The following is a 26,086-nucleotide window of genomic DNA, read 5'->3' as shown; positions in this document are numbered from 1 at the left end:
GGCGAGCGTGGGCAGCGCGAGCGCCGCGTGCGCAAGGCGTCGGCTCAGGCTGCGGGCGCCGGCCCGGCCACGAACGCCTCGATCAGCGCCGCCACGGCCTGCGGCTGGTCGTGGTGCAGCATGTGGCCTGCGTCCTCGACGACGGCATGCCGCACGTCGCGCACCTGGGTCAGGCGCTGGTGGTATTCCTGCAGCGTGTAGCGGCCCTTCCACCACTGGCCCAGGCTGTCGTCGCTGGCATGCACCGAGAGCACCGGCGCGGTGATGGCCTGGTACAGCGCCAGCACCTCGTCCACCCGGTACAGCTGCGGGTTCACGATCTTGTGCGCCGCGTCGCCCTGGATGTGCCAGCGGCCCTGGGCATCTTGCGCCGCCCAATGGTGGGCTAGCCATGCGGCCTTGTCCGAGGGCAGGCGCGGGTTGGTCTTCATCAGCCGCAGGGCCACGCCATCGGCGCTGTCGTAGTGCTTCAGGGCCAGGTCGCCGCGCTCGAACTGGCGGAGCTCGTCCATCCACTGCGCCAGCCGTTGGGGGGCCTGCGCCGGCTGGGTGGCGGGCAGGCCGAAGCCCTCCAGGTTCACCAGGCGGCGGATGCGCGAGGGCCGCGCGCCGGCATACAGCATGGCCACGTTGCCGCCCATGCTGTGGCCCACCAGGTCCACCGGCTGCTCGCCGGCATAGTGGTCCAGCAGCTGGTCCAGGTCGGCCAGGTAGTCCACGAAGTGGTAGCTGTCGCTCGGTGCGGGCGTGCGCGTGTGGCCGAAGCCGCGCCAGTCCGGCGCGATGATCTGGCGGCCCGCGGCAAAGGCCGCGCTGAAGGCGTCCACCACGAACTGGTAGGACGCGCCCACGTCCATCCAGCCATGCAGCAGCACGAGGGGCGGCGCATCGGCGGGGCGCTCGCCCCAGACCCGCACGTGGTAGTGCAGCGTGCGAACGGGAACGGTCTCGGTGCGGCAAGGGCGTTGGGCTTGGTACATGGGTGGGATTATTTCGCGGTGAACCGTCCGCGGCGCGTCGTGGCCGCGACAACGCGGCGGAGTGGGTGCGGCCTGCGCGATGTGACGCGAATCCGTAAACTCGGGCGCAACTGTCTTTCGGAGCCTGCATGCATACCCTTCCCCTTGGCCACAGCGACCTGCACGTCACGCCGATCTGCCTGGGCACCATGACCTTTGGCGAACAAGTGGCGGAGCCGGCGGCGCACGCCATCCTCGACCGCGCGCTGGAGCGCGGCGTGAACTTCATCGACACGGCCGAGATGTATGCCGTGCCCGCGCGCGAGGCCACCTGTGGTGCCACCGAATCCATCATCGGCCGCTGGTTTGCCAGCCGCCCGGGTATGCGGGGCAAGGTGGTGCTGGCCACCAAGGTGGCGGGCCCGTCGCGCGGCATGCCGTGGATCCGCAAGGGCCAGGGCATGACGGCGGCGGACATCGTCGCCTCGTGTGAGGGCAGCCTGCGTCGGCTGCAGACCGACGTGATCGACCTGTACCAGATCCACTGGCCCGAGCGGCACGTGCCCGCGTTCGGCACGCTGTACTACGACCCGTCCAAGGAAGCCAGCACCACGCCCATCCACGACCAGTTGGAGGCACTGGCCGGCTTGGTGCGTGCGGGCAAGGTGCGCTATGTCGGCCTGTCCAATGAGACGCCCTACGGCGTGCACGAGTTCGTGCGCCTGGCGGAGCAGCACGGGCTGCCGCGCGTGGTGTCGGTCCAGAACCCGTACTGCCTGCTCAACCGCAGCTGGGAAAACGCCATGGATGAGACGTGCCACCGCCTGGGCGTGTCGCTGCTTGCGTATTCGCCGCTGGCGTTCGGCCTGCTCACCGGCAAGTTCGACCAGTACGCGCCCACCGACGCGGGTGCGCCGCAACAGGCGCGCATCGCGCGCTATGAGTCGGTGCGCAAGCAGCGCTGGGGCCGTCCCGAGGCGCTGGCTGCGGCGCGCCGCTACAACCAACTGGCGCGTGACCACGGCCTGTCGCCCACGCAGATGGCGCTGGCCTTCTGCTACCACCAATGGCGCGTGAGCAGCACCATCATCGGCGTGACATCCCTTGTGCAACTGGACGAGGACCTGGATGCATGGGACACGCGCTTGTCGCCCGAACTGCTGGCTGCCATCGATGCGGTGCGCTGGGAGATGCGCGATCCGGCGCAGTGAGTTTTAAACCGAATCGGCCTGTAACGCTTGATTGGTAAGCGCGGGCAGCTATTGTTTTTGAGTTTATGGCCAAGAAGGACAAGACCGCCCACGTGAGCGAAACCCCTGCCACGCAACTGCTGCGCGCGCACAAGGTCGCTTTCACGGAGCACCCGTACGACTACGTGGAGCATGGCGGCACCGAGGAGTCGGCGCGCCAGCTGGGATTGGACGAACACGTGGTGGTCAAGACGCTGGTGATGCAGGACCAGGACGCCAAGCCGTTGATCGTGCTCATGCACGGCGACTGCAAGGTGTCCACCAAGAACCTTGCGCGCCAGATCGGCGCCAAGAGCGTGGAGCCCTGCAAGCCCGAGGTGGCCAACCGCCACAGCGGCTACCTGGTGGGCGGCACTTCGCCGTTCGGCACGCGCAAGCAGATGCCGGTGTTCATCGAGGAGAGCATCCTGCAGCTGCCGCGCATCGCCATCAACGGCGGGCGCCGCGGCTTCCTGGTGCAGCTGGACCCGCAGGTCTGCGTGCAGCTGCTGGGTGCGCGGCCGGTGCAGTGCGCGCTGGCAGAATAGGGCGGTTTTGCTTTTGTCATTCACCTTCCCTGAGCGCCCCTTGTCGTGAGCACTGTCCTTCTGCCCCTTGCCGCTGCCGTGGCCGCCTACCTGCTGGGCTCCCTGTCGTTTGCCGTCATCGTCAGCCGCGTGATGGGGCTGTCCGACCCGCGCACCTACGGCAGCAAGAACCCCGGCGCCACCAACGTGCTGCGCTCGGGCTCCAAGGCGGCGGCGGCCGTCACGCTGCTGTTCGATGCGCTCAAGGGCTGGCTGCCCGTGGTGCTGGTGCGCTGGTTCGGCGCGCCCTACGGTCTGGAGGAGGGCACCATGGCGCTGGTCGGCCTGGCGGCGTTCCTCGGCCACCTGTGGCCGGTGTTCTTCCGCTTTGAAGGCGGCAAGGGCGTGGCCACGGCGCTGGGAGTGCTCATGGGCATCAGCGGCTGGCTGGGGCTGGCGACGCTGCTCACCTGGGTGATCATTGCGTTCTTCTTCCGCTACTCGTCGCTGGCCTCGCTGGTGGCCGCGGTGTTCGCGCCGTTCTTCTACGTGCTGGGCGGTGGCGTGGCCTGGTACACCGATGCGCGCGTGGGCATGGCCATCGCCGTGATGTCGGGCCTGCTGGCCTGGCGCCACAAGGAAAACATCCAGCGCCTGCTGCAGGGCAAGGAATCGCGCCTGGGCTCCAAGAAGAAAGCCTAAAAGCCGGATACGCGCCTGGCCGTACCCGGCAGGCGGCGCGCAGTGCCGTGTGTTTCCTGATGCGGCAGGCCCGGTTTTTCAGCGGGACAGGGTCTGTGTGCGCTGGGCCGCATAAAGCCCCAGGCGCACCATGGTGCGGTTGTGCAGTTCCACCGTCACCGCCGACCGCGCCAGCGCCGACTGGATGCGCGGCTGTCCGCGCACCGTGTGGTAGAGCGCGGGCGAGGCCAGCGGCTCGCCCTTGGCATCCAGCACGCTGGCCACCAGCGGGAAGTTCGCCCGCTCGCTGCGGCGCAGCACGACGGCCGTCTCGCCATTGTCCAGGCGCACGAACGTGCCCGGCGGGCACAGGCCCACGGTGCGCACCAGCATGAGGCTGGCTTCGTCGCGCGCGTCGCTGTCTTGACCCACGATGGCGCGTACCGAGTCGGTGGCGCTGCGGCCGGCGCGGGACTTGCGCGGGCTGATCAGGGCCGCGTAGCGGTCGATGGTGCTCAGGATGCGCGTGAGCCGCTCCCGAACGGGCAGGCTCGCCAGGGGCACGGCCGCGTCGGACGAGGGCGCATGGTGCGTCGCCACGATCTCCAGCCACAGGTCGTTGGTGACCTGCAGATCTTCCAGCATGTCCAGTCCAAGCCGAGGGTGGCTGGCCACGACCTGCTGCTGCTCGGCCGTGAGCGGCTCGCGCTGCACCGCCAGCGCATCCTGCAGCGCCGTCATGCCGATGTTCATGGTGAACGCCGCGCGCACCAGGCTGTCGCGCTCCTGCGGCGGCAACTGCAACTCCTGCGCCAAGATGTGGCACAGCGTGCCGCACACCAGCGCATGCGATGCGCTGTAGCCCACGGTGGAGGTGGCGGCGAGCTGGAACATGAGGTACAGCGCGGCGTCGATGTCGTGCGCCACCAGGTCCTGAAGCCAGCGGTCGCACTGGCGCACCTTGGCCACGAAGTCGCGCGCCTGCCGTGGCCGCGCGAGCAGCGCCGACAGGGCGGACTCCAGGTCGGACCACTGGCCCAGCAGGTCTTCGTAGTCGCTGCCCGACGGATCGGTGCCACTGGGTTGGGGCTGTGCGGACATGGGGGCCTGAGGGCGACGCGCGTCAGCGGCGGCGTTGCAGCACCATCTCGTCGCCGCTGCGGTTCATGTGGAATTCGCGCAGGAAGCTGTTGCCCAGCAGCACATAGGGCATGGCCTCCGCGGTGACGATGGCGTCCACGCTGCGCAGTTCCACATCGCCCACCCGCACGGACTCCAGCCGCATGCGCCAGCCCTGCGCCGTGCCGTTGGCGGTGTTCATCATCACGGGCTGGCCCTGTTCGAACTTCAGGCCCATGCGCTGCGCGTCGGGCCGGCCGATGGCCACGGTGGTGGCGCCCGTGTCCACCATGTACTGCATCACGCGACCGTTGATGAAGCCGCTGTTGATGAAATGCCCGCGCGCGTCGGCCTTGAGCACGATACGCTGGCCGGCCGCGCTGCCGCCAATGCTCACGGGCGACTCGCCCAGCTGAATCGCGCGCTGCGCGCCCGCGACCTCCAGCACCACGCCGTCGCGGCCCACCGAGACCACGCGCACGCCCATGTGCGAGCCGCCCGGTGCCACGCTGCGCGGCGCGCTGCCGTCCACCACCAGCAGGGCCTTGCCGCCCAGGATGCCGGCCAGCGCCACGCTTTGCGCGTAGGCGGCGGGCAGGCCGGTGGCTGCCAGCAGGGCAGCGGCCAGGCGCAGGGTCAGGCGGTGCATGGGCGGCGGGCGGTCATCAGTCGCGGAAGTTGTCGAACGTGAGCGGCAGGTCGGCGATGTCCTTGCGGATCAGCGCCATGGCGGCCTGCAGGTCGTCGCGCTTGGCGCCGGTGACGCGCACCTTGTCTTCCTGGATGGCCGCCTGCAGTTTGAGCTTGCTGTCCTTGATCAGGCGCTGGATCTTCTTGGCCTGCTCGCTGTCAATGCCGTTCTTGACCTTCACCACCTGCTTGAGCTTGTCGCCGCCGATCTTCTGGGGCTTTTGCACGTCCAGGAAGCGCACGTCCACGTTGCGCTTGGTGAGCTTGTTGCGCAGGATGTCCTCGACCTGTTGCAGCTGGAAGTCGGCGTCGCCGTACAGCGTGATTTCCTTGTCTTTCAGCTCGACGGCGGCAGAGGTGCCCTTGAAGTCAAAGCGCGTGCCGATCTCCTTGGCGGTGTTCTCCACGGCGTTTTTCACTTCGACGAAGTTGGCTTCACAGACGGTATCAAAAGAAGGCATGGCATCACTCGCGGCTAACTCGGTACAAACCCGCGCCCGCCTGGGGGCGGGTGCGACAATCCGGTCGATGTTAGTCGAGAAAAATGTTCCCCTGCAGACTTACAACACCTTCGGCATCGCCGCACGTGCGCACACCCTGGTGCGCGTGCGCTCGGCCAAGGACGTGCACGACCTGCTGGGCGACCACCGCTTGGAGCGCCAGCCGGTGTTCGTGCTGGGGGGCGGCAGCAACATCGTGCTGACCGGCGACGTCAAGCCCCTCGTGCTGAAGATGGAGATCAAGGGCCTGCGCCTGCTGGAAGAGACCGACAAGGCCTGGATCGTGGAGGCCGGCGCGGGCGAGGTCTGGCACGAGGCCGTGGCCTGGACGCTGGCCCAGGGCTACCCCGGCCTGGAGAACCTGGCGCTGATTCCCGGCACCGTGGGCGCAGCGCCCGTGCAGAACATCGGCGCCTACGGCGTGGAACTGCAGGACCGCTTTCATTCCCTGGTGGCCATCGACCTGGCCACGGGCCGTCCCTTCACGCTGGACGCAGCCCAGTGCGCCTTCGGCTACCGCGACTCGGTGTTCAAGCATGCCGCGCCCCAGGCGCCCCACGAGGGTGGGGGGCTGCACCGCGGCATGGGGCTGGCCGGGCGCGCGGTCATCACCCATGTGCGCTTTCTGCTGCGCAAGGACTGGGCGCCTGAGCTGGGCTACCTGGACCTGGAGCGCAAGCGCCAGGAGGCGGGCGTGGAGCGGCCCACGGCGCAGCAGATCTTTGACTGGGTGTGCGAGATCCGCCGTGCCAAGCTGCCCGACCCGGCCGTGATCGGCAACGCCGGCAGCTTCTTCAAGAACCCCACGGTCACGCCCGAGCAGTGCCAGGACATCATCGCGCGCGACCCGAAGATCGTGCACTACCCCATGCCCGACGGCACCATCAAGCTGGCGGCGGGCTGGCTCATCGACGCCTGCGGTTGGAAGGGCAAGACGGTGGGCAAGGCCGGCGTGTACGACAAGCAGGCGCTGGTGCTGGTCAACCGCGGCACGCCCGACGACAGCGTGACCGGCGGCGAGGTGATGACGCTGGCGCGCGCCATCCAGACCAGCGTGTACGAGCGCTTCGGCATCCGGCTGGAGCCGGAGCCGGTGGTGGTCTAGCAGCCGGTAGCTGCTAACCTTTTGATAGCTGCTACCGCTTATCAGTAAAGGGCTACAGGCCAAAAATGCCTGTAATCGCATGGGCCACAGGCCGGCGATGGGGCCTCAGCGCGCCGGCAGGGTCATGTAGCCCATCCAGGGCCAGTAGGTCAGCGCAAACACCACCAGCAGCGCGATGGCCACGGCGGTGAGCACCAGGCCCGTGCGCACATAGTCCTTGATGTCGAAGGTGTCGGTGCCGTAGGCCAGCATGCCCTGGGGCGAGTTCACCGGCAGGATGAAGCCGATGCTGACCACGAACTGCAGCAGCATGGTCATGCCGATGGGGTTGATGCCCGGCGTCTGCACCGCCTGCAGCACGCTGATGATGATCGGGATCATGGTGGAGGCCAGGCCTGTGGCGCTGGCAAAACCCAGGTGGATCACGATCAGGAACAGGGCCAGCAGCATGAAGATGGCGAATGCCGTGGCGTTGGCCAGGCCCAGGTTGTCCACGATCAGGCGGGCCAGCCAGGGCGCGGCCTCGGTCTTGAGCAGGGCCGCACCCATGGCGATGCCCACGGCGAACAGCAACACCGTGCCCCAGGGGAAGCCCCTTTGCGACTCCTTCCAGCCCATCACGCCCAGGCGCGGCAGCAGCATCAGTGCGATGGCTACGATGGTGGAGGTGGTGGTGTCCACGTCGTGCAGCACGCCCTCGGTCGCCCAGAAGCCCAGCAGCACCAGCGTGATGCCCAGCAGCTTCCATTGGTTGGCGGTCATGGGGCCCAGCTCGGCCAGTTGGCGACGGATGGCCTCGCGCCCGCCGGCGATGTGGTCCATCTCGGGCTTGAGCATGCGCGTCATGATGAAGTACAGCGCAAAGGTCAGCACGATGGAATACGGCGCGCCAGCCACGAACCACTCGCCCCAGGTGATGGTCTGGCCGAACTGCTTCTCGATGAAGCCGATGGCCACCATGTTCTGTGCGGCGGCCGTCTTGATGCCGATGTTCCATACGCTGGCGGTTTGCGCGGCGGTGATCACCACCAGGGCTGCGAACTTACTGCGCCGCTGCGCCCCGAAGGCCGACAGGAAGCCCAGCATGATCGGCATGAGGCAGGCCACGCGCGCCGTGGCGCTGGGAACGATGAACGACAGCAGAAAGCCCACCAGGATCGCGCCCATCGCCACGTGGTTGGCGCGCGCGGGTACGTACGACAGCACCTGCAGCGCGATGCGTTTGTCCAGCTGCGTCGCCGTCATGGCCGCGGCGATGAAGCACGCCGCCGCCACCAGCACCACGGCGCTGTTGCTGAAGCCGCCTAGCGCGTAGGGCAGCGCGGCGCGCGTGCCCATCATGGCGCCTGCCGCCTCCTTGCCTGGCACGGGGCTGATGGCCAGCAGGACGATCATCAGCGCGCCGATAACGACGGCGCTCACCGCATAGTCGAGAGCTTCCGTCATCCACAGGATCACCGCGAAAGCGAGGATGGCCAGCATCATCTGCCCGGCCTGCGGCAGGCCCGGCAGGGCGGGCATGAACGCGATGGCCAGCAGCACCGCGATGGCGGCCCATAGACCTATGCGCTGCGTGAACGTGAAGCCCCCAGCAGCGGGTGCAGGAGCGGGGGGGATGAGGCCGGGGACGATGGCATGGCAGCTTCCTTTCTCTTTGTTAGGCCCCGGCCGGGCCGAGGCTCGCGGTCATTGTGCGCCGCTGTTGCCAGGCTGCTGATGACAGTTCGCGGGTCTGTGGCGGAAGCATGACATGCGTCAAGATTTTCGGGTCCTTAGGCGGCGGCGCCCCCATGCTTGCCCTGGCGCGTTGTCAGGGTTTCCGCTCGCATGCTCAGGCTGGCGTGTGGATCCCGGGCGGGGTGCGAAAGGCGACGCTGAGCCGGTTCCACCCGTTGATCGCGACGATGGCCATCGACAGCTCCACGATCTCCGCTTCGCTGAACTGCGCGCGCACCTCGTCGTACACGGCGTCGGGCACCTGCGACTGCTCCAGGCGCGTGAGGGCCTCGGTCCAGGCCAGTGCGGCACATTCGCGCGCATCGAACACGCCGCTCTCGCGCCAGGCGCTGAGCAGGTGCAGCCGCCGGTCGCTTTCGCCATGCTCGCGCGCCTCGCGGGCGTGCATGTCGATGCAGAACGCGCAGCCATTGATTTGCGAGGCGCGCATCTTTACCAGCTCGTGCAACTGGACGGGTAGTTGCCCCGCATCGACGTGCTTTTGCAGGCCGTACATGGCGGCATAGCTTGCGGCGTGGCGAGGGAGGTTGATGCGGGGGGCTGAGGACATGGAAGGCTCCTTGCAGGGGGGAAAGGGGTGAACGCGGCGCCGCCGCGCAGACGGTGCCGGGCGAAGCGCGCAGGCCTACAGGCCGCGCAGCTTGTCGGGGTTGAGGACGGAATACACCGCGTGGATGTGTACGCCGTCGGTCTCGAAGGCCATGACGGCGCGCACGCCGCCCGCGTCGCGCAGCAGCAGCCCGGGGCCGCCGTTGACGTCCACCGCCTCCATGGTCTGGTGGCTCAGGTAGAGGCGCCACACCGACGCGGCCAGGCGTGCGATCGCACGCGGCCCGTGCAGCAGCTTGGCGGCCGCGCGCACCTTGCCGCCGCCGTCGGCGGTCCACTGCGCATCCTCGGCGAACAGCGCCAGCAGCGCCGCATGGTCCTGCGTGCGCATGGCCTGCACGAAGCGCTCCACCAGCGCACGCGAAGCCTCGGGTGTGGCCGTGAAGCGCGCCCTGCGCTGGCGCACCTGGGTGCGCGCGCGGTGCACCAGCTGGCGGCAGGCGGCCTCGCTCTTGCTGAGTACGCTCGCCACCTCGGGGTAGTCGCTGTCGAACACGTCGTGCAGCAGGAAGGCGGCGCGCTCGTCGGGCGTGAGGCGCTCCAGCACCACGAGCAGCGCCACGGACAGGTCGCTGGCCAGTTCGGCGCGTGCATCGGCGGCCGGGGCGCTGTCGCCGGCGATCCACGGTTCCGGCAGCCAGGGGCCGTCATAGGCCGTGCGTTCGATGCGCGCGGCGCGCAGCCGGTCCACGCACAGCCGGGTGACGGTGGTGATCACCCAGGCATCCTGCAGCACGTCCTCGGCATCGGTGCGGCTGCCCAGCATGCGATAGGCCACGCCCGCCAGGCGTGGGCGGTGCTGCTGAAAGGCGGCGAGGTGCTGGTCCATGGCGAGTGAGGTTGTCGCGTTCATGCCCCTAAGACGTGCGGCGCATGCATTGTGTGACGGGTGCCTTGAAAAAAATACGCGGCGCAACCCTGTGCGCGGGTGAGATGCGCAAATGTGCCTACAATCGCGCCCCGGCTCTGTTGCCACCATGGGTTCCCTCGCCCCCATCCAGGAACCTCCGCAACACCTGTAGCGCCGCACGCATCTGTGGGCTCGGTGGCCTGCGTCGATGCAAATCCTTGGGGTGGCCCTGCCACCGCTGTGGTTTGCGCTTCGCGTCCCATCCCGATTCGCCGTGTGCTGATCCCTACAGGTATTGCAGAGGTTCCATCCAAAAAGGACTGCCATGACCTCGCTGAAGGCACCATCGCGCGTGCCGTTGTACCTCTCCCTCTTGGTGGCGTTCCATATCGCCATCGTCATCGCCAGCAACTACCTGGTGCAACTGCCCATCAATTTGCTGGGCTTTCACAGCACCTGGGGGGCGTTCAGCTTCCCGTTCATCTTTCTGGCCACCGACCTGACGGTGCGGCTCATCGGCAAGGCCGAGGCGCGCCGCGTCATCACCCGCGCCATGCTGCCGGCGCTGGTGGCGTCGTATGTGGTGGGCGTGCTGTTCCACGAAGGCCGCTTCAACGGCTGGGCGGCGCTGGGTGACTTCAACACCTTCGTGTTCCGCATCGCCTTTGCCAGCTTTGCCGCCTACGTGCTGGGGCAACTGCTGGACATCCAGGTATTCGACCGTATCCGCCAGAGCAGCCGCTCGTGGTGGCTGGCGCCTGCAGCGGCGTCGGTGTTCGGCCAGGCGCTGGATACGGCGGCGTTCTTCTCCATCGCCTTCTGGCGCAGCCCTGACGCGTTCATGGCCGCCCACTGGGGCGAAATCGCCGTGGTGGACTATGTCATCAAGCTGGCCGTGAGCCTGCTGTTCTTCGTGCCGGCCTACGGCGTGGCGCTGGCCGCCATCGTGCGCAGCATGCGCGAGGGCGCGGCCCCGCTCGCGACCGCGCCATGAGCCGCCTGCCGCAGCGGCGCGCGCTGGTGCTGCTGTCGGGCGGGCAGGACTCCGCGACCTGCCTGGCCTGGGCGCTGGCGCGCTATGGGCATGTGGAAACCCTGGGCTTTGACTACGGGCAGCGCCACCGCGTCGAGCTGGACTGCCGGCAGCGGCTGATCGACGGTGTGCGCGCCCTGCCGTGGCCGGGACAGTTGGGGCCGGACCACATGCTGACGGTGGACGTGCTCGCGCAGCTGGGCGGCAGCGCCATGACCGAAGACGTGGCCATCGCCATGCAGGCGGACGGTTTGCCCAACACCTTCGTGCCCGGGCGCAACCTGCTGTTCTTCACCCTGGCGGCGGCGCTGGCCTATCGGCGCGGGCTGGATGTGCTGGTGGGCGGCATGTCCGAGACCGACTATTCCGGCTACCCCGACTGCCGCGACAGCACGCTGAAGGCGCTGCAGGTGGCGCTGAGTCTGGGCGTGGACCGCCCGCTGACGCTGGAAACTCCGCTGATGTGGCGCAGCAAGGCCGACACCTGGGCCCTGGCGCAGCGGCTGGGCGGCGACGCCCTGGTCGAACTGATCCGGTGTGAGTCACACACCTGCTACCTGGGCCAGCGCGGCGACCTGCACGCCTGGGGCCACGGCTGCGGCGGCTGCCCCGCTTGCGAACTGCGCGCACAGGGGTGGGAGCAGTGGACCGCGCAGCGCTCTTTGAACGGCGCATAAAAAAACACCCGGCATGCCTGCCGGGTGGTTGCTTCTGTTTTTATAGCTGCTAGCGCCCGTCCATAAAGCGCTAGAGGCCTGTTTGATACTTATTTTTTCTTCGCGCTGCCGTCTTCCAGCTGCGCCAGCGCGGCATTGCCGCCCAGCGACAGCAGGCCGGCGCGTGCATACACGCCCAGCTTGCCGCGCGTGTCGGAGATGTCCAGGTTGCGCATGGTCAACTGGCCGATGCGGTCCAGTGGGCTGAACGGCGCGTCTTCCACCTTTTCCATCGACAGGCGCTCGGGTGCGTAGGTCAGGTTGGGCGACTCGGTGTTCAGGATGGAGTAGTCGTTGCCGCGGCGCAGCTCGAGCGTCACGGTGCCGGTCACGGCGCGCGCCACCCAGCGCTGGGCGGTCTCGCGCAGCATGATGGCCTGCGGGTCGAACCAGCGGCCCTGGTACAGCAGGCGGCCGAGCTTCAGGCCGTTCAGGCGGTACTGCTCGATGGTGTCTTCGTTGTGGATGCCGGTGACCAGGCGCTCGTAGGCGATGTGCAGCAGCGCCATGCCGGGGGCTTCGTAGATGCCGCGGCTCTTGGCTTCGATGATGCGGTTCTCGATCTGGTCGCTCATCCCTAAGCCGTGGCGGCCGCCGATGCGGTTCAATTCCAGGAACAGCTCCACAGGGTCGGCGATCTCCTTGCCGTTCACGGCCACGGGTTGCCCCTCGTCGAAGGTGACCGACACTTCTTCGGCCGGCACGTCGACTTCGGGCTTCCAGAACGCCACGCCCATGATGGGGTTGACGATGCGGATGCCGCTGCTGAGGAACTCCAGGTCCTTCGCCTCGTGCGTGGCGCCCAGCATGTTGCTGTCGGTGCTGTAGGCCTTCTCGGCGCTCATCTTGTAGCCGAAGCCTTCCTTGGTCATGAAGGCCGACATCTCGGCGCGCCCGCCCAGCTCGTCGATGAACTTCTGGTCCAGCCAGGGCTTGTAGATCTTCAGCGCGGGGTTGGTGAGCAGGCCGTAGCGGTAGAAGCGCTCGATGTCGTTGCCCTTGAAGGTGGAGCCGTCGCCCCAGATGTGGACGTCGTCCTCCTTCATCGCGGCCACCAGCATGGTGCCCGTCACGGCGCGGCCCAGCGGCGTGGTGTTGAAGTAGGTGATGCCACCGGTGCTGATGTGGAACGCTCCGGCCTGGATGGCGGCAATGCCCTCGTGCGCCAGCTGCGTGCGGCAGTCGATCAGGCGGGCCTTCTCGGCGCCGTATTCCATGGCCTTGCGGGGAATCTCATCGTAGTCGGCTTCGTCAGGCTGGCCCAGGTTGGCGGTGTAGGCGTAGGGCAGGGCGCCCTTGTTCTTCATCCAGCGCAGCGCGGCGCTGGTGTCGAGGCCGCCCGAGAAGGCGATGCCGACCTTCTGGCCGACGGGGAGGTGTTGCAGGATGGTTGCCATGGGATTCTCTTGAAAAATTGATAGCTGCCCGCGCTTGCCTAGTAAGCGCTAGAGGCCTAAAACATGCTCAGCCGTAGTGGCAGATGTAGTGGAAGGCCTCGGTCACGCGGATGTTGAATTTGGAATTGCCCGGCACGCTGAACTTCTCGCCCGCGCCCACCTTGACCCAGGCGTCGGTGCCGTCCAGCTGGTATTCGCAGGATCCGCCCACGCATTCCATGATCTCGGGTGCGCCCGTGCCGAAGGTCAACGTGGCCGGCAGCACCACACCCACCGACTTCTTCGTGCCATCGGGGTACGTGAGGTTGTGGCTCACGCACTTGCCGTCAAAGTACACATTGGCCTGGGTGGTGACGGAAACACCGTCGATTTTTTCGGTGGTCATGGATGGGGACGCAGAGGATGGGACAAACCATCAATTCTAGAGCCTGCGCGTGCCGGCGCGGCCCGTGCGGGCGCGGGGCGGCGTTTGCCCCGCAGCAACGAAAAAGGGCTCCGAAGAGCCCTCTGGCATGTGCCGTCTGCGTGCTGGCCGCCAGGCCGTGGCGCTCTGCTCAGCGCCAGTAACGGTCGTGGTAGCGGGGCGGACGGTAGGGATGGCCATAGTTGTCGCGGTATTCGATCACGGTGACGGGCGGCTCCACGATGTAGGCCGGCGGGCCCGGCTGGGTGGACACCACCACGCCCGGCTGCGCATAGCCGCCGGAATAGGTGGGAGAGTAGGTGGGGGCGTAGGAGGGGGCGTAGGTGGGCGGGTATCCGGCGGGAGCGCGCGACACTCCCGGCACCGCCGGCTGCACGGTGAGTGGAATCCACGCGCCCGGGTCCGTCTGCGTGCGCGTGTTGTAGTGCCGGCCGGCGTATTCGTAGACCACGTCGTAGCCGACGATCTGGTTGTCGTAGTAGGTTTCGGTCGTGCAGCGCTGCACGTTCTGGTAGCCAGGGCGGCCACCCTCGATCTGGTTGCCCAGCACCGCGCCACCAATCACGCCCAGGGCCGTGGCCGCGGCGCGGCCGCTGCCGCCGCCGATGGCGTTGCCCGCGGCGCCGCCGGCAATCGCGCCCAGCACCGCGCCCGCGCCGGAGGTGGGGCGGGCGCCGCTGTAGATGGTCTCGTTGCCGCAGACCTGCTGCGGAATCGCGATCTGCTCGGTGATGGGCGTGGCCGACAGCACGCGGCCCTGTTCCTGCGCCTGGGCGGCCAGCGCGGCCGTGGCCAGGGCCGCGAGGACAAAAATCTTGTTCATGGGCAAAAGCTCCTTTCGGTCGGCCTACAACGCGCCGAACCTGCGGGAAGTTTCAGCCCGGCGCGTCAACACACCCGCGCCGACCCGTAAATCTGCGTAAAGATGTGTTGCCTCATGCCTTGGAGTGGCTGGCCGCGCGTGCGTTCCATGCCTCGGGGCTGAAGCCCACCGTCACGTCACGCGCGGGGCCGCCCTGCCACTCGACCACGGGCCGCTTGATGACCGAGGGCTGCTCGCACATCAGCGCGGCCGCGCTGCGGGTGTCCGTCACGCCGGCCTGCACGGCCGCGTCCAGCTTGCGCCAGGTCGTGCCCTGGCGGTTGAGCAGCTTCTCCCAGCCCACGGCGGCCATCCACGCGGGCAGGCGCTCGGCGGGAACGCCTTGCTTCTTGAAGTCGTGGAACTGGTAGGCCAAGCCTCGCTCCTGCAGCCAGGCGCGGGCCTTCTTGACGGTGTCGCAGTTGGGAATGCCGTAGACGATGATCGTGGGGGTACTCATGGCCCGGGATCATCGTGCAAGCCCGGCTCGGCGACAATTCATGGGCTATGCACATTCCTCCGCAGACACTGGAAGGCTGGCTTCGCCACTGCGAGCAGCTGCACCCCAAGAACATCGACATGGGCCTGGAGCGCGTGGGCGAGGTGGCGCGCCGCCTGGGGCTGCGCTTCAACTGCCCCGTGATCACCGTGGCGGGCACCAACGGCAAGGGCTCGACCTGCGCCATGCTGGAGGCCGTGGCCCTGCAGGCTGGTTACCGTACGGGGGTCTATACATCGCCCCATCTGGTGCATTTTGAGGAGCGTTGCCGCATCCGTGGCGAGATCGTCGATGCCGCGTCATTGGTGGCCAGCTTCGAGGCGGTGGAGCGGGCGCGCACGCAGAACGGCAACGAGGTCACGCTGACCTACTTCGAATTCACCACGCTCGCCATCCTGCGGCACATGAGCCTGTCGCTGCTGGACGTGGCCATCCTGGAGGTGGGGCTGGGCGGGCGGCTGGATGCCACCAACATCATCGACGCCGACTGCGCGGTGATCACCAGCGTGGACATCGACCATGTGGAGTTCCTCGGGCCTGACCGCGAAACCATCGGCCGCGAGAAGGCCGGCATCATGCGCACCGGGCGCCCCGTGGTGGTGAGCGACCCCATGCCGCCGCAGAGCGTGATCGACCATGCGCGCGAGATCGGCGCCGACCTGTGGCGCTTCGGGCAGGACTTCAATTTCTCGGGGGACAAGCAGCAGTGGGCCTGGGCCGGGCGCGGGCGCCGCTATGCCGGCCTGGCGTATCCGGCGCTGCGGGGCGCCAACCAACTGGTCAATGCCTCGGGCGCACTCGCTGCGCTGGAGGCAGTGCGCGAACGCCTGCCCATCACCGCGCAGGCGGTGCGCGCCGGCCTGGCGCTGGTGGAACTGCCTGGGCGCTTCCAGATCGTGCCGGGCCAGCCCACGCTGGTGCTGGACGTGGCGCACAACCCGCACTCGGTGGCGGCGCTCACGGCCAATCTGGACGCCATGGGCTACTTCCCGACCACGCACGCGGTGTTTGGCGCCATGGCCGACAAGGATCTGGCGCCCATGCTGGCCAAGGTGGGGCCGGTGATCGACCGCTGGTATTTCACCGACCTGCCCACGCCGCGCGCCGAGACGGCCGCCAGCCTGCAGCAGAAATGGAATGCGCTGCAGATGGTGGCCGGAGGGCGCCGTGAGGTCGCCACCAGCCTGCACGCCAACCCCGAGGAGGCGCTGCGCGCGGCCGTGGAGGCCGCGGACCCCGCTGATAGAATTGTGGTCTTTGGCTCGTTCTACACGGTGGGTGGCGTGCTCCAGCATGGGGTGCCGCGCCTGCAGGCCAAGCATCTGGGCGCATAACGAGTCCGCACTCCATGGCATTTTTCAAGTTTCGTTGGCCTGGCCGGCAGGAGCCGTCGGGCGACACCAACAAACCCGCCAAGCGCTCACGCACTCCGCAGGCCGAGAGCATCGAGGAAATGCGCCGACGCGCGCGCCACCGCCTGCTGGGCGCGGCAGTGCTGGTGCTGGTGGGCGTGGTGGGCTTCCCCCTGCTGTTCGACACCCAGCCGCGGCCGGTCCCGGTGAATGTGGCGATGGACATTCCCGATCGCCACAAGGTGGCTCCGCTGGTGGTGCCGCAGCAAGAGGCCAACACACCCCGGGCCGCGGAGCCGGCGACTTCGGGCTTGGATGCGGGCGAGGAAGTGGTGGCGTCCCGCCCACGCAGTGCGCCAGCGGCCTCGCAGCCCGCTGCGCGCGTGGAACCCAAAATGCCGGCTAAGGCGGAAACCCCGGCGGAATCCAAGCCCGAGCCCAAACCGGAACCCAAGCCCGCGCCCAAGGCAGAGGCCAAAACGGAATCCAAACCAGAACCCCGGCCCGATCCCAAGCCTGCGCGCCAGGACGATGCCGCGCGCGCCCGCGCACTGCTCGAAGGCCGCAACCCGCAGCCCAGCGCCGCGCCGGCCGCTGCGCGCGAGGAGCAGGGCCGCTTCATCGTGCAGGTAGGCGCCTTCGCGGACGCCGACAAGGCGCGCGAGGTGCGCGATCGGTTGGAGCGCTCCGGCCTCAAGACCTATACCCAGGTGGTGGACACCAAGGATGGCAAGCGCACGCGCGTGCGAGTGGGTCCGTTCACCAGCCGTGCGGACGCCGACAAGGCGGCCGGCCGCGTCAAGGGCGCGGGGCTGTCCGCGTCGGTGTTGGCGCTGTAGGCCGGCTGGCGGCCCGGGGCGGCGGTTTCAAAGGTTGCGCATGGCGGCGCTGGACTGGATCTTCCTGGTGGTGCTGTGCGCGTCGCTGCTGATCGGTGCGTGGCGCGGGCTGGTGTTCGAGTTGCTGTCGCTGGCCGGCTGGGTGGTGGCGTTCTTTGCCGCGCAATGGTTCGCGGACGATATGGGCGCGCTGCTGCCCATGGGGCAGGCGGATGCCACCTGGCGCCATGTGGCGGGCTTCGCGGTGGTGTTCGTCGGTGCGGTGTTTGCGTGTGGGCTGGTGGCGTGGCTGCTCAAGAAACTGGTCGAGGCGGTGGGCCTGCGGCCCGCGGACCGGGCGCTAGGGGCACTGTTTGGCGTGCTGCGCGGCCTGGTGCTGCTGCTGGCCGTGGTGCTGGTGGCCGGCTGGACGCCGATGCAGGATGCGCCGTGGTGGAAGGAATCGCAGGCCGCCCCCCTGCTGCAGGGGGCGCTCAAGGGGTTGAGGCCCGCGCTGCCGGATGAACTGGGCCGCCATCTGCCTTCCTAGCGGGCTTGGCGGCGCGGCCGCGGTGAGTGATGTGTGTGATCGGCGGGAAACCCCGCCGCCAAAACTGGAACGAAACTATGTGTGGAATTGTCGGCGTGGTCAGCACGGCCCCCGTGAATCAGCTGATCTATGACGCCTTGCTGCTGCTGCAGCACCGGGGACAGGACGCCGCGGGCATCGTCACGCAGGAAGGGCGCAAGTTCTTCATGCACAAGGCCAAGGGCATGGTGCGCGACGTGTTTCGCACGCGCAACATGCGCGCACTGCCCGGCACCATCGGCCTGGGGCAGGTGCGCTATCCCACGGCGGGCAATGCCTCCAGCGAGGAGGAGGCCCAGCCGTTCTACGTGAACGCGCCGTTCGGCATCGTGATGGTGCACAACGGCAACCTCACCAACGCCAAGCAGCTGCGCGGCGAGCTGGCCGACACCGACCACCGCCACACCAACACCGAGAGCGACTCCGAAGTGCTGCTCAATGTGCTGGCGCATGAGCTGGCGCGCGCCACCAGCGGCGCGCCGCTGCAGTCCGAGGACGTGTTCAAGGCCGTGCGCGCGGTGCACAAGCGCGTCAAGGGCTCCTATGCCGTGATCGCGCTGATCGCGGGCTATGGCCTGCTGGCATTCCGCGACCCGTTCGGCATCCGCCCGCTGTGCATGGGCCGCGGCGCGGACGGCACCGTGATGCTGGCGAGCGAATCCGTGGCGCTGGAGGGCACGACCCAGGTGCTGGACCGTGACGTCGCGCCCGGCGAGGCCGTGTTCGTGCACGCCGACGGCCGCGTGGAAACCCAGCAGTGCGCCGAGAACCCGCACCTCAACCCCTGCGTGTTCGAGTACGTGTATTTGGCGCGTCCCGACTCGGTGATGGACGGCATCTCGGTCTACCAGGCGCGGCTGAACATGGGCGAGACGCTGGCCAAGCGCGTGATCTCCACCGTGCCTCCCAGCGAGATCGACGCCATCATCCCCATCCCCGAATCCAGCCGCCCCAGCGCCATGCAGCTCGCGCAGCTGCTGGGCATTCCGTACCGCGAGGGCTTCGTCAAGAACCGCTACGTGGGCCGCACCTTCATCATGCCGGGGCAGGGCGTGCGCAAGAAGTCGGTGCGCCAGAAGCTCAACGCTATCGGCAGCGAGTTCAAGGGCCGCAAGGTGCTGCTGGTAGACGACTCCATCGTGCGCGGCACCACCTCCAAGGAGATCGTGCAGATGGCGCGCGACGCCGGCGCGGTGAAGGTCTACCTGGCTTCTGCCGCGCCGCCGGTGCGCCACCCCAATGTCTATGGCATCGACATGCCCACGCGCTCCGAGCTGGTCGCGCACGGCCGCACGGTGGAGGAGATCCGCCAGCTGATCGGCGCCGATGCACTGATTTACCAAGACGTCGAGGCCATGAAGCAGGCCGTGGGCAAGATCAACCGCAAGGTGGAGGGGTTCGAGGCCTCGTGCTTCGACGGCGTGTACATCACCGGCGACATCTCCGACGAGGAAGTGACGGCGCTCAACGAGGGCCGCAACCGGGGTGGTGAAGAGGAGCAGGAAGACACCTCCCGGCTGTCCCTGCCCAACGCCCAGGAGGCGTGAGTACACTCGCGCTCATCAAAAAGATGAGCGCCTTGCGCTTGTTGGTACTGGGTTTCAGGGTAAAAAATGCCTGAAGTCCAGGTACAGCAAGCGCTATCAGCTCCTATTTTTTAGAACAAGGACCGCCACCGTGACCGATCAACCCCTGCCCGAGGGGCTGCGCCCTGAGACCCTCGCCGTTCGCGAGGCCGTCGCGCGCAGCCAGTGGGGCGAGCACAGCGAGGCGCTGTACATGACCAGCAGCTTCGTGCAGAGCGACTGCGAAAGCGCCGCACGCCGCTTCGCCAACGAAGAGCCGGGCTACACCTACACCCGCACCGCCAACCCCACGGTCAGCAGCTTCGAGCGCCGCCTGGCGGCCATGGAGGGCACGGAATGCGCGGTGGCCACCAGCACCGGCATGTCGGCCATCCTGCTGATGGCGCTCACCGTGCTCAAGAGCGGCGACCACGTGGTGGCCTCGCAGTCCATGTTCGGCTCCACGCTCAAGCTGCTCGGGTCGGAGATGGCGCGCTTCGGCGTGGAGACGACCTTTGTCTCGCAGACCGACCTGCAGTCGTGGGAGGCGGCCATCCGCCAGAATACCCGCTTGCTGTTTGCCGAGACACCGACCAACCCGCTGGGCGATCTGTGCGACATCGCCGCACTGGCGCAGATCGCGCATGCGCGCGGCCTGCTGTTGGCGGTGGACAACAGCTTCTGCTCGCCCGCGCTGCAGCGCCCGGCGCAATTGGGCGCTGACCTGGTGGTCTACTCGGGCACCAAACTGCTGGACGGCCAGGGCCGCGTGATGGCGGGCGCCGTGTGCGGCACCACCGCGCTGGTGGACAAGGTCATGGGCACCTTCATGCGCAGCGCGGGGCTGAACCTGTCGCCGTTCAATGCATGGGTGGTGCTCAAGGGGCTGGAGACGCTGTCGCTGCGCGTGCGCGCGCAAAGCGCTGCGGCTTTGGAACTGGCGACCTGGCTGGCCACACATCCCAAGGTGGCGCGCGTGCACTATTCGGGCCTGGCTAGTCATCCGCAGCATGCATTGGCCATGCGCCAGCAGGGCGGCATGGGCGGGCCGGTGCTGGCGTTCGACGTGGTGGGGCAAGGCGCGGCGCAGCTGCGCGCGAATGCCTTCCACGTCATCGACAGCACGCGCGTGTGCTCCATCACCGCCAACCTGGGCGACGTGAAGACCACCATCACCCATCCGGCCAGCACCTCGCACGGGCGCCTCACGGAAGAGCAGCGCCAGGCGGCCGGCATCGGCCAGGGGCTGATCCGCGTCTCCGTAGGCCTGGAACATATCGACGACCTGAAGACCGACCTCTGCCGAGGCCTGGACACCCTGCCATGACACAACAACAAGTACGCACCCGTTTCGCCCCGTCGCCCACGGGCTTCATCCACCTGGGCAACATCCGTTCCGCGCTCTATCCCTGGGCCTTCGCACGTGCCAACGACGGCGTGTTCATCCTGCGCATTGAGGACACTGATCTGGAGCGCTCCACCCAGGCCTCGGTCGACGTCATCCTGGAGGGCATGTCCTGGCTGCAGCTCGACCATGACGAGGGCCCGTACTACCAGATGCAGCGCATGGAGCGCTACAAGGAAGTCCTGGCCCAACTGCAGGCTGCAGGCCATGTCTATCCCTGCTACATGAGCGTGGAAGAGCTCGATGCCTTGCGTGAGCGCCAGATGGCCGCGAAGGAAAAGCCCCGCTATGACGGCACTTGGCGCCCCGAGCCCGGCAAGGTGCTGCCGCCCGTGCCGGAAGGCGTGAAGCCTGTGCTGCGCTTCAAGACGCCCCAGGGCGGTGTGGTTGGCTGGGACGACAAGTGCAAGGGTCGCATCGAGTTCCAGAACAGCGAGCTGGACGACCTGGTCATCGCGCGCCCGGACGGCACGCCCACCTACAACTTCTGCGTTTGCGTGGACGACATGGACATGCGCATCACCCACGTGATTCGCGGAGACGACCATGTGAACAACACACCGCGCCAGATCCACATCTTCGAGGCCCTGGGCGCCACGGTGCCCGTGTTCGCTCATCTGCCCACCGTGCTCAACGAGCAGGGTGAGAAGATGAGCAAGCGCAACGGTGCCAAGGCCGTGACGCAGTACCGCGACGAGGGCTACCTGCCCGACGCCATGGTCAACTACCTGGCGCGCCTGGGCTGGAGCCATGGCGATGACGAGATCTTCAGCCGCGCGCAATTCCTGGAATGGTTCAACCTGGATCACCTGGGCCGCAGCGCCGGCCAGTTCGACGAGGCCAAGTTGCGCTGGGTGAACGCACAGCATCTCAAGGCCATGGAAGATGCACAGTTGGCAGCACTCGTCCGGCCCTTCGTCGTGCAGGCGGGTGTTCCAGAGGCGCAGTTGGATGCTGATGACCGCTTGCCGCGCATCTGTGCGCTGTTCAAAGACCGCTGCGAAACGCTGGTGGACCTGGCACGCTGGGCGCGCGTGTTCTATGTGGACGCCATCGAGCCCGATGCAGACGACTTCGCGAAGCACGTGACTGAAACCGCCACACCGGCGCTCGACGCGTTTGCCGCCGCCATGGAGACCGTGGCGTGGAACAAGGACGCGATCAACGCTGCGATCAAGGATGTCCTCAAGCAGCTGGGTTTGAAGATGCCGCAACTCGCCATGCCCGTGCGGGTGCTGACCATGGGTACCGCGCATACGCCGTCGGTGGATGCCGTGCTGGAACTGCTGGGTCGCGAAAAAATCCTCGCGCGATTGAAAAGTCGTTAAAAACCTGTCTATAATTCAAGGCTCAGGTGATGACGACAGTTAAGAAATTAAATGTCGAAGTCAAAGGGGGTATAGCTCAGCTGGGAGAGCGCTTGCATGGCATGCAAGAGGTCAGCGGTTCGATCCCGCTTACCTCCACCACCTGATGATTTGAACGGAAGTTCTTAGGTTTTGACCCTATCGTCTAGAGGCCTAGGACATCACCCTTTCACGGTGAGTACCGGGGTTCGAATCCCCGTAGGGTCGCCAAGTTTGGCTGCACTTGATTCGCAAGAATGCAAGCAGCTACCGACGCGGAGTGGTAGTTCAGTCGGTTAGAATACCGGCCTGTCACGCCGGGGGTCGCGGGTTCGAGTCCCGTCCACTCCGCCATNTCAAGGCTCAGGTGATGACGACAGTTAAGAAATTAAATGTCGAAGTCAAAGGGGGTATAGCTCAGCTGGGAGAGCGCTTGCATGGCATGCAAGAGGTCAGCGGTTCGATCCCGCTTACCTCCACCACCTGATGATTTGAACGGAAGTTCTTAGGTTTTGACCCTATCGTCTAGAGGCCTAGGACATCACCCTTTCACGGTGAGTACCGGGGTTCGAATCCCCGTAGGGTCGCCAAGTTTTGTGGCACTTGGCTCGGTTGCATTAGCAGCAGGGCAAAAGTCACACCGACGCGGAGTGGTAGTTCAGTCGGTTAGAATACCGGCCTGTCACGCCGGGGGTCGCGGGTTCGAGTCCCGTCCACTCCGCCATAGACTTCTGTAAGTCGTTGATTTGAAAAAGCTTTTTAGCTTACAAGGCAACGGCTCACAAGTCAACTCACAACGCCGCAGCGGTTTCCGTTTGCGGCGTTTGTCGTTGTGCCGTCGCGTGCGCGTGGCAAGCCGCTGTACTGCATGTCCTGCGAGTAGCACGCCGCTTCTGTTGCTGTCTGGCAAAGTTTTTTCGTTGTGCTGGCGCAGCCGCCCCGCACTATGCTGAAAAAAGCCACCGCCACTCCACGAGCTGTTGCGGTCGGCCAGTTGCCACGGCATAGCCCCTCGATCTGATATCCCTTGAAAACTCGTTGTTCTGGTCGTCATCGACCGGAAGGCTTTGCCGTGCGCGTTTGTTTTGTTCAGCTTTCGGAGATCATCATGGCAAGCACTCCCGCCACTAACACCGCAGCACCTGGTGCATCGTTCAAACCCTTCTTTCAACGCATCAGCCAGGGCGATGACCGCCACGCCGATGTGCTGGCCTGTTGTGCCATGCTTTGCAACAAGAGCCTTGCCGACATCTTCAAACAGGCGGAAGCCCTCGGACTGCCCAAGGTTGGCCCCTATTGGCTGTATGCAGATGGTGATTTCATCGCCCGTTTGTTGGCGGCGCATGGACTTGTCGCAACGGTCTGGAAGGAGGCCAAAAGCTACAACGACCTTTCCGAGGTTTCCTTGGCGCTTGTTTCTTACGATGAATCATATGAGGTAGGCCGTGCCGTGATCTATCACCGTAACACCTCAGCCGACGGCAAGACGGCTCAGCCGTATGTGGTTGATCCCTACCCGCACACTGACAGCAAGCTCCATGTGCGTATGGGAACTGCTGCCTTGGCTGAACTGCCGCCGTCTTGGTACATCGGCGTGACCCAGATGAACAAGACTGCCGGGAAGTGAGCCATGCAAGCGGGCTGCTTGGCTGTAAGCGTCCGGCAAACCCAGGCCTACCGAGGCCGGTGATCAGGCGTCGGCGGGTTTCCAGCGGTGTGGCAGGAGCTCGACGATGCGGCTGGCCTTGTGCGTGGGCAGTCGCGTGAGCACGTCCTTGAGGTAGGCATACGGGTCGTGCCCGTTCATACGGGCCGACTGGATCAGGCTCATGACGGCGGCCGCTCGCTGGCCCGCACGCAGGCTGCCGGCAAACAGCCAGTTGTTACGACCGATGGCAATGGGCCGGATCTGGTTCTCGATCCAGTTGTTGTCGACCGGCAGTTGTCCGTCATCCACGAATCGGGTCAGCGCATCCCAGCGCCGCAGGCTGTAGTCCAGCGCCTTGGCGGTTGCTGATCCGTCGGGCACCTGGCGCCGTTGCAGCGTCATCCACTCGTTAAGAGCGTCCAGGATCGGCCGGGTCTGCTGCTGCCGAACGGCTTGCCGTTGCTCGGTGTCCAGCTCTTTGACGTCCCGCTCGATCTCATAGACCCGGGCGAACTGCTGCAGGGCGAACTCGGCGATCTGGCTCTGGTTGGCCGCGTGCAGGTCGAAGAACTTGCGCCGGGCATGGGCCAGACAGCCCACCTCGGTCACGCCGCTGGCGATCAAGGCCTTGTAGCCGCTGAAGTCGTCGCAGGTCAGGCAGCCCTTCCAGGCCTTGTCGGTGCCGTGGCCCAGGAAGCGCCGGGCGTGTTCGCCCGAGCGGGATTCGCAGAAGTCGTAGACCACAGCCTTGATGCTCTCGAAGGCCCCCGGCGCATAGGCCCAGAGGTAGGCGCGGTGCGTCTTGCCATCGCCGGGCTTGAGCATGGCCACCGGCGTCTCATCGGCGTGTAGCACCCGGTGGCTGAGGATCTCGGTCTTCAGGGCATCGACCAGCGGCTGCAGCCGCACCCCGCAGGTGCCCACCCACTGCGCCAGGGTCGAGCGAGGGATGGCCAGGCCAGCGCGGCCGAAGATCGCCTCCTGCCGGTACAGCGGCAGGTGATCGGCGTACTTGCCCACCAGCACCTGGGCCAGCAGGCCGGTGGTGGGGATACCTTTGTCGATGACGTGCGCCTCGACCGGCGCTTGTTGAATGGTCTCGCACCGGGCGCAGGCCCACTTGCCGCGGATGTGGCGCTCGACACTGAAGACGCCGGGCACATAGTCCAGCTTCTCGGCCACGTCCTCGCCCACGCGTTTCATCTGGCAGCCACACGCGCACGTGGTGGACGTGGGTTCGTGGCGGATCTCGCGGCGTGGCAGGTGCGCCGGCAAGGGCATCCGCTTGGCCTGTCTCTTCTCGGGGGTGGCCGGTGCTTGCGTCTGCGCCAGCGCGTCGATCTCGCTGGCCACGGCCGCCAGGTCCGCTTCGATCTCGTCGTCGAGCAGGCTCTTCTGCTCAGGGCTGAAGCGCTCTGATTGGGCGGCGAACTTCATGCGCTTCAAGAGCGCGTTCTCGTGCGTGAGCTTGTCGATGAGGGTCTGCTTGAAGGCAAGCTCCTGGTCCTTGGCAGCAGCGGCTTGCAGCATGGACAGCAGCGCCGAGCGCAATTGCTCGGGACTCAGACTATCCAGGGATTGCGGCTCTACGACCATGGGCATGACTGTGCCAGCGCCGGTAACGCCACGCCATTGGCACATGCACCGATTGGCAGGCCGCATGTCAGCGATCAGATTCAGAGCACGGTGATGAGGCCACCATCGCCCAGGCGCTGCCAAGGCAACCCGAGCACCAGAGCGTCGAACTGCGAGCGGCTGAGCGTGGTGGTCAACGCACCGTCACGCGGCCAGACGAACTTGCCGCTGTTCAGGCGCCGCGCCGCCAGCCACACCCCAATGCCGTCGTGCACCAACACCTTCATGCGGCTGGCTCTCCGGTTGGCAAACAGGTAGGCGTGATGCGGACGCGCAGCACCGAAGACGGCCACCACACGGGCCAGCGCGGTGTCTGTGCCGGCACGCATGTCCAGCGGCTCGGTAGCCAGCCACAGGGCGTCGATGCGGATCACTTGAGCAGGTCCCGCATCCAGGCCGCGCAGTGCTCGGCCGCGCAGACCGGCCAGGTCAGCGAGATGCTGGTAGCGCCACGGCGCAACTCGATGCGGATGTCTGGGGCCGGCGCACAGCTGGGCGCAGGCAGCGTCACCGGCACGAAGGTGGGAACTTGCATATCTGTGCTGGGGGCATGGGCCAGTCGGCGCCATTTGTGCACGACGTTGGCGTTGATGCCGTGCGAGAGCGCCACGCTGGCCACCGATGCACCGGGCTGGGCGCACTCGGCCAGGATCTGCTGCTTGAGCTCGGCGCTGTGGCGCCGACGGGTCTTGTTCTGGGCTTCGGTCATGGTGTCCACCTATCTGGTTTGGTGGACACCATCGTTGCCGCTTACGCCGCCGCCCTCAAGGGTGGGATGACCGTGCGCTTAC

General features: G+C 66.8%; 27 protein-coding genes and 6 tRNA genes. 19 read left to right on the top strand and 14 right to left on the bottom strand.

What is annotated here, in order from left to right; translation table 11 throughout:
- Positions 1–44: 44 nt before the first annotated feature.
- Positions 45–980 carry an alpha/beta hydrolase gene (locus tag BV908_RS13550; protein WP_103738428.1) on the bottom strand — a complete coding sequence of 312 codons (936 nt, stop codon included), beginning with the start codon at positions 978–980 and terminating at the stop codon, positions 45–47.
- A 128-nt stretch (positions 981–1,108) separates the two neighbouring features.
- Here BV908_RS13550 and BV908_RS13545 point away from each other — a divergent pair, with 128 nt between their 5' ends.
- From BV908_RS13545 to plsY, 3 genes are all read left to right on the top strand, one after another.
- Positions 1,109–2,170, top strand: a complete 1,062-nt coding sequence (locus BV908_RS13545; protein ID WP_103738427.1) for an aldo/keto reductase — start codon at positions 1,109–1,111, stop codon at positions 2,168–2,170.
- A 65-nt stretch (positions 2,171–2,235) separates the two neighbouring features.
- Positions 2,236–2,736, top strand: coding sequence for a Cys-tRNA(Pro) deacylase (gene ybaK / locus BV908_RS13540; RefSeq protein WP_047350456.1), 501 nt, complete (start codon positions 2,236–2,238; stop codon positions 2,734–2,736).
- A gap of 45 nt (positions 2,737–2,781) precedes the next feature.
- Complete coding sequence (plsY, locus tag BV908_RS13535; RefSeq protein WP_103738426.1) at positions 2,782–3,417, top strand: glycerol-3-phosphate 1-O-acyltransferase PlsY; 636 nt, start codon at positions 2,782–2,784, stop codon at positions 3,415–3,417.
- 78 nt (positions 3,418–3,495) lie between these two features.
- On the opposite strand, the gene BV908_RS13530 is transcribed toward plsY, so the two are convergent.
- The 3 genes from BV908_RS13530 to BV908_RS13520 are packed head-to-tail and all read right to left on the bottom strand — an operon-like array spanning position 3,496 to position 5,666.
- A complete protein-coding gene (locus BV908_RS13530; RefSeq protein ID WP_011805908.1) occupies positions 3,496–4,497 on the bottom strand; it encodes an HD domain-containing phosphohydrolase in 1,002 nt (333 codons plus the stop codon).
- Positions 4,498–4,519: 22 nt separating this feature from the next.
- Positions 4,520–5,164, bottom strand: a complete 645-nt coding sequence (locus BV908_RS13525) for a TIGR02281 family clan AA aspartic protease (protein ID WP_011805907.1) — start codon at positions 5,162–5,164, stop codon at positions 4,520–4,522.
- 16 nt (positions 5,165–5,180) lie between these two features.
- Positions 5,181–5,666 (bottom strand): YajQ family cyclic di-GMP-binding protein, encoded by a 486-nt coding sequence (locus BV908_RS13520; protein WP_047350459.1) that lies wholly within the window; start codon positions 5,664–5,666, stop codon positions 5,181–5,183.
- 67 nt (positions 5,667–5,733) lie between these two features.
- Here BV908_RS13520 and murB point away from each other — a divergent pair, with 67 nt between their 5' ends.
- Positions 5,734–6,810, top strand: coding sequence for a UDP-N-acetylmuramate dehydrogenase (gene murB / locus BV908_RS13515; RefSeq protein ID WP_015913668.1), 1,077 nt, complete (start codon positions 5,734–5,736; stop codon positions 6,808–6,810).
- Between the two features lie 105 nt (positions 6,811–6,915).
- Here the strand turns inward: murB and BV908_RS13510 are convergent, their stop codons facing one another.
- From BV908_RS13510 to BV908_RS13500, 3 genes are all read right to left on the bottom strand, one after another.
- Positions 6,916–8,331, bottom strand: coding sequence for a DASS family sodium-coupled anion symporter (locus BV908_RS13510; RefSeq protein ID WP_246867510.1), 1,416 nt, complete (start codon positions 8,329–8,331; stop codon positions 6,916–6,918).
- Between the two features lie 310 nt (positions 8,332–8,641).
- The gene (locus BV908_RS13505; protein ID WP_103738424.1) at positions 8,642–9,097 is read right to left on the bottom strand and encodes a carboxymuconolactone decarboxylase family protein; all 456 of its coding nucleotides are present in this window, start codon (positions 9,095–9,097) and stop codon (positions 8,642–8,644) included.
- Between the two features lie 75 nt (positions 9,098–9,172).
- Positions 9,173–9,985 carry a sigma factor-like helix-turn-helix DNA-binding protein gene (locus BV908_RS13500; RefSeq protein ID WP_210434028.1) on the bottom strand — a complete coding sequence of 271 codons (813 nt, stop codon included), beginning with the start codon at positions 9,983–9,985 and terminating at the stop codon, positions 9,173–9,175.
- Between the two features lie 346 nt (positions 9,986–10,331).
- Here BV908_RS13500 and BV908_RS13495 point away from each other — a divergent pair, with 346 nt between their 5' ends.
- Both BV908_RS13495 and queC read left to right on the top strand, forming a co-directional pair.
- The gene (locus BV908_RS13495) at positions 10,332–11,000 is read left to right on the top strand and encodes a 7-cyano-7-deazaguanine/7-aminomethyl-7-deazaguanine transporter (RefSeq protein WP_015913664.1); all 669 of its coding nucleotides are present in this window, start codon (positions 10,332–10,334) and stop codon (positions 10,998–11,000) included.
- Positions 10,997–11,716, top strand: a complete 720-nt coding sequence (gene queC, locus BV908_RS13490) for a 7-cyano-7-deazaguanine synthase QueC (protein WP_088886460.1) — start codon at positions 10,997–10,999, stop codon at positions 11,714–11,716. The genes BV908_RS13495 and queC overlap by 4 nt, the downstream gene beginning before the upstream one ends.
- 89 nt (positions 11,717–11,805) lie before the next feature.
- Here queC and argG read toward each other — a convergent pair whose 3' ends face one another.
- From argG to BV908_RS13470, 4 genes are all read right to left on the bottom strand, one after another.
- Positions 11,806–13,152 (bottom strand): argininosuccinate synthase, encoded by a 1,347-nt coding sequence (gene argG / locus BV908_RS13485; RefSeq protein WP_103738422.1) that lies wholly within the window; start codon positions 13,150–13,152, stop codon positions 11,806–11,808.
- Between the two features lie 67 nt (positions 13,153–13,219).
- Positions 13,220–13,537 (bottom strand): pyrimidine/purine nucleoside phosphorylase, encoded by a 318-nt coding sequence (locus BV908_RS13480; protein ID WP_011805898.1) that lies wholly within the window; start codon positions 13,535–13,537, stop codon positions 13,220–13,222.
- Positions 13,538–13,706: 169 nt separating this feature from the next.
- Positions 13,707–14,399 carry a glycine zipper 2TM domain-containing protein gene (locus BV908_RS13475; RefSeq protein ID WP_103738421.1) on the bottom strand — a complete coding sequence of 231 codons (693 nt, stop codon included), beginning with the start codon at positions 14,397–14,399 and terminating at the stop codon, positions 13,707–13,709.
- A gap of 112 nt (positions 14,400–14,511) precedes the next feature.
- On the bottom strand, positions 14,512–14,898 hold the full coding sequence (locus BV908_RS13470; protein ID WP_103738420.1) for an ArsC family reductase: 387 nt from the start codon (positions 14,896–14,898) through the stop codon (positions 14,512–14,514).
- A 47-nt stretch (positions 14,899–14,945) separates the two neighbouring features.
- Here BV908_RS13470 and folC point away from each other — a divergent pair, with 47 nt between their 5' ends.
- From folC to BV908_RS13405, 13 genes are all read left to right on the top strand, one after another.
- Positions 14,946–16,271 (top strand): bifunctional tetrahydrofolate synthase/dihydrofolate synthase, encoded by a 1,326-nt coding sequence (folC, locus tag BV908_RS13465; protein ID WP_011805895.1) that lies wholly within the window; start codon positions 14,946–14,948, stop codon positions 16,269–16,271.
- 14 nt (positions 16,272–16,285) lie between these two features.
- Positions 16,286–17,128 (top strand): SPOR domain-containing protein, encoded by an 843-nt coding sequence (locus BV908_RS13460; RefSeq protein ID WP_103738419.1) that lies wholly within the window; start codon positions 16,286–16,288, stop codon positions 17,126–17,128.
- 40 nt (positions 17,129–17,168) lie between these two features.
- A complete protein-coding gene (locus BV908_RS13455; protein ID WP_011805893.1) occupies positions 17,169–17,657 on the top strand; it encodes a CvpA family protein in 489 nt (162 codons plus the stop codon).
- Between the two features lie 77 nt (positions 17,658–17,734).
- Positions 17,735–19,243, top strand: coding sequence for an amidophosphoribosyltransferase (purF, locus tag BV908_RS13450; RefSeq protein WP_011805892.1), 1,509 nt, complete (start codon positions 17,735–17,737; stop codon positions 19,241–19,243).
- A gap of 130 nt (positions 19,244–19,373) precedes the next feature.
- Positions 19,374–20,588, top strand: a complete 1,215-nt coding sequence (locus tag BV908_RS13445) for an O-succinylhomoserine sulfhydrylase (protein WP_047350468.1) — start codon at positions 19,374–19,376, stop codon at positions 20,586–20,588.
- Entirely contained in the window at positions 20,585–21,994 is a 1,410-nt protein-coding gene (gltX, locus tag BV908_RS13440) for a glutamate--tRNA ligase (protein ID WP_047350469.1), read from the top strand. Before BV908_RS13445 ends, gltX begins: the two co-directional genes overlap by 4 nt.
- 65 nt (positions 21,995–22,059) lie before the next feature.
- Positions 22,060–22,135 (top strand) — tRNA-Ala (locus BV908_RS13435).
- A gap of 32 nt (positions 22,136–22,167) precedes the next feature.
- Positions 22,168–22,243, top strand: a tRNA-Glu gene (locus BV908_RS13430).
- A gap of 46 nt (positions 22,244–22,289) precedes the next feature.
- Positions 22,290–22,366: transfer RNA gene (locus BV908_RS13425), tRNA-Asp, on the top strand.
- 52 nt (positions 22,367–22,418) lie between these two features.
- Positions 22,419–22,494 (top strand) — tRNA-Ala (locus BV908_RS13420).
- A 32-nt stretch (positions 22,495–22,526) separates the two neighbouring features.
- A tRNA-Glu gene (locus tag BV908_RS13415) sits at positions 22,527–22,602 on the top strand.
- A gap of 57 nt (positions 22,603–22,659) precedes the next feature.
- Positions 22,660–22,736 (top strand) — tRNA-Asp (locus BV908_RS13410).
- Positions 22,737–23,120: 384 nt separating this feature from the next.
- Entirely contained in the window at positions 23,121–23,639 is a 519-nt protein-coding gene (locus BV908_RS13405; protein ID WP_146052259.1) for a hypothetical protein, read from the top strand.
- Positions 23,640–23,702: 63 nt separating this feature from the next.
- Here BV908_RS13405 and BV908_RS13400 read toward each other — a convergent pair whose 3' ends face one another.
- From BV908_RS13400 to BV908_RS13390, 3 genes are all read right to left on the bottom strand, one after another.
- Positions 23,703–25,256 (bottom strand): IS66 family transposase, encoded by a 1,554-nt coding sequence (locus BV908_RS13400; protein ID WP_015913892.1) that lies wholly within the window; start codon positions 25,254–25,256, stop codon positions 23,703–23,705.
- An 80-nt stretch (positions 25,257–25,336) separates the two neighbouring features.
- Complete coding sequence (gene tnpB / locus BV908_RS13395; protein WP_015912732.1) at positions 25,337–25,669, bottom strand: IS66 family insertion sequence element accessory protein TnpB; 333 nt, start codon at positions 25,667–25,669, stop codon at positions 25,337–25,339.
- A complete protein-coding gene (locus tag BV908_RS13390) occupies positions 25,666–26,004 on the bottom strand; it encodes a transposase (protein ID WP_015912731.1) in 339 nt (112 codons plus the stop codon). Before BV908_RS13390 ends, tnpB begins: the two co-directional genes overlap by 4 nt.
- Positions 26,005–26,086 lie beyond the last annotated feature (82 nt).

This window comes from Diaphorobacter sp. LR2014-1 (assembly GCF_002916785.1).
Taxonomy (GTDB): Bacteria; Pseudomonadota; Gammaproteobacteria; order Burkholderiales; family Burkholderiaceae_C; genus Diaphorobacter; species Diaphorobacter nitroreducens.
The sequence above is the reverse complement of the archived record's forward strand: the minus strand, read 5'-3'. Positions and strand labels throughout refer to the sequence as shown.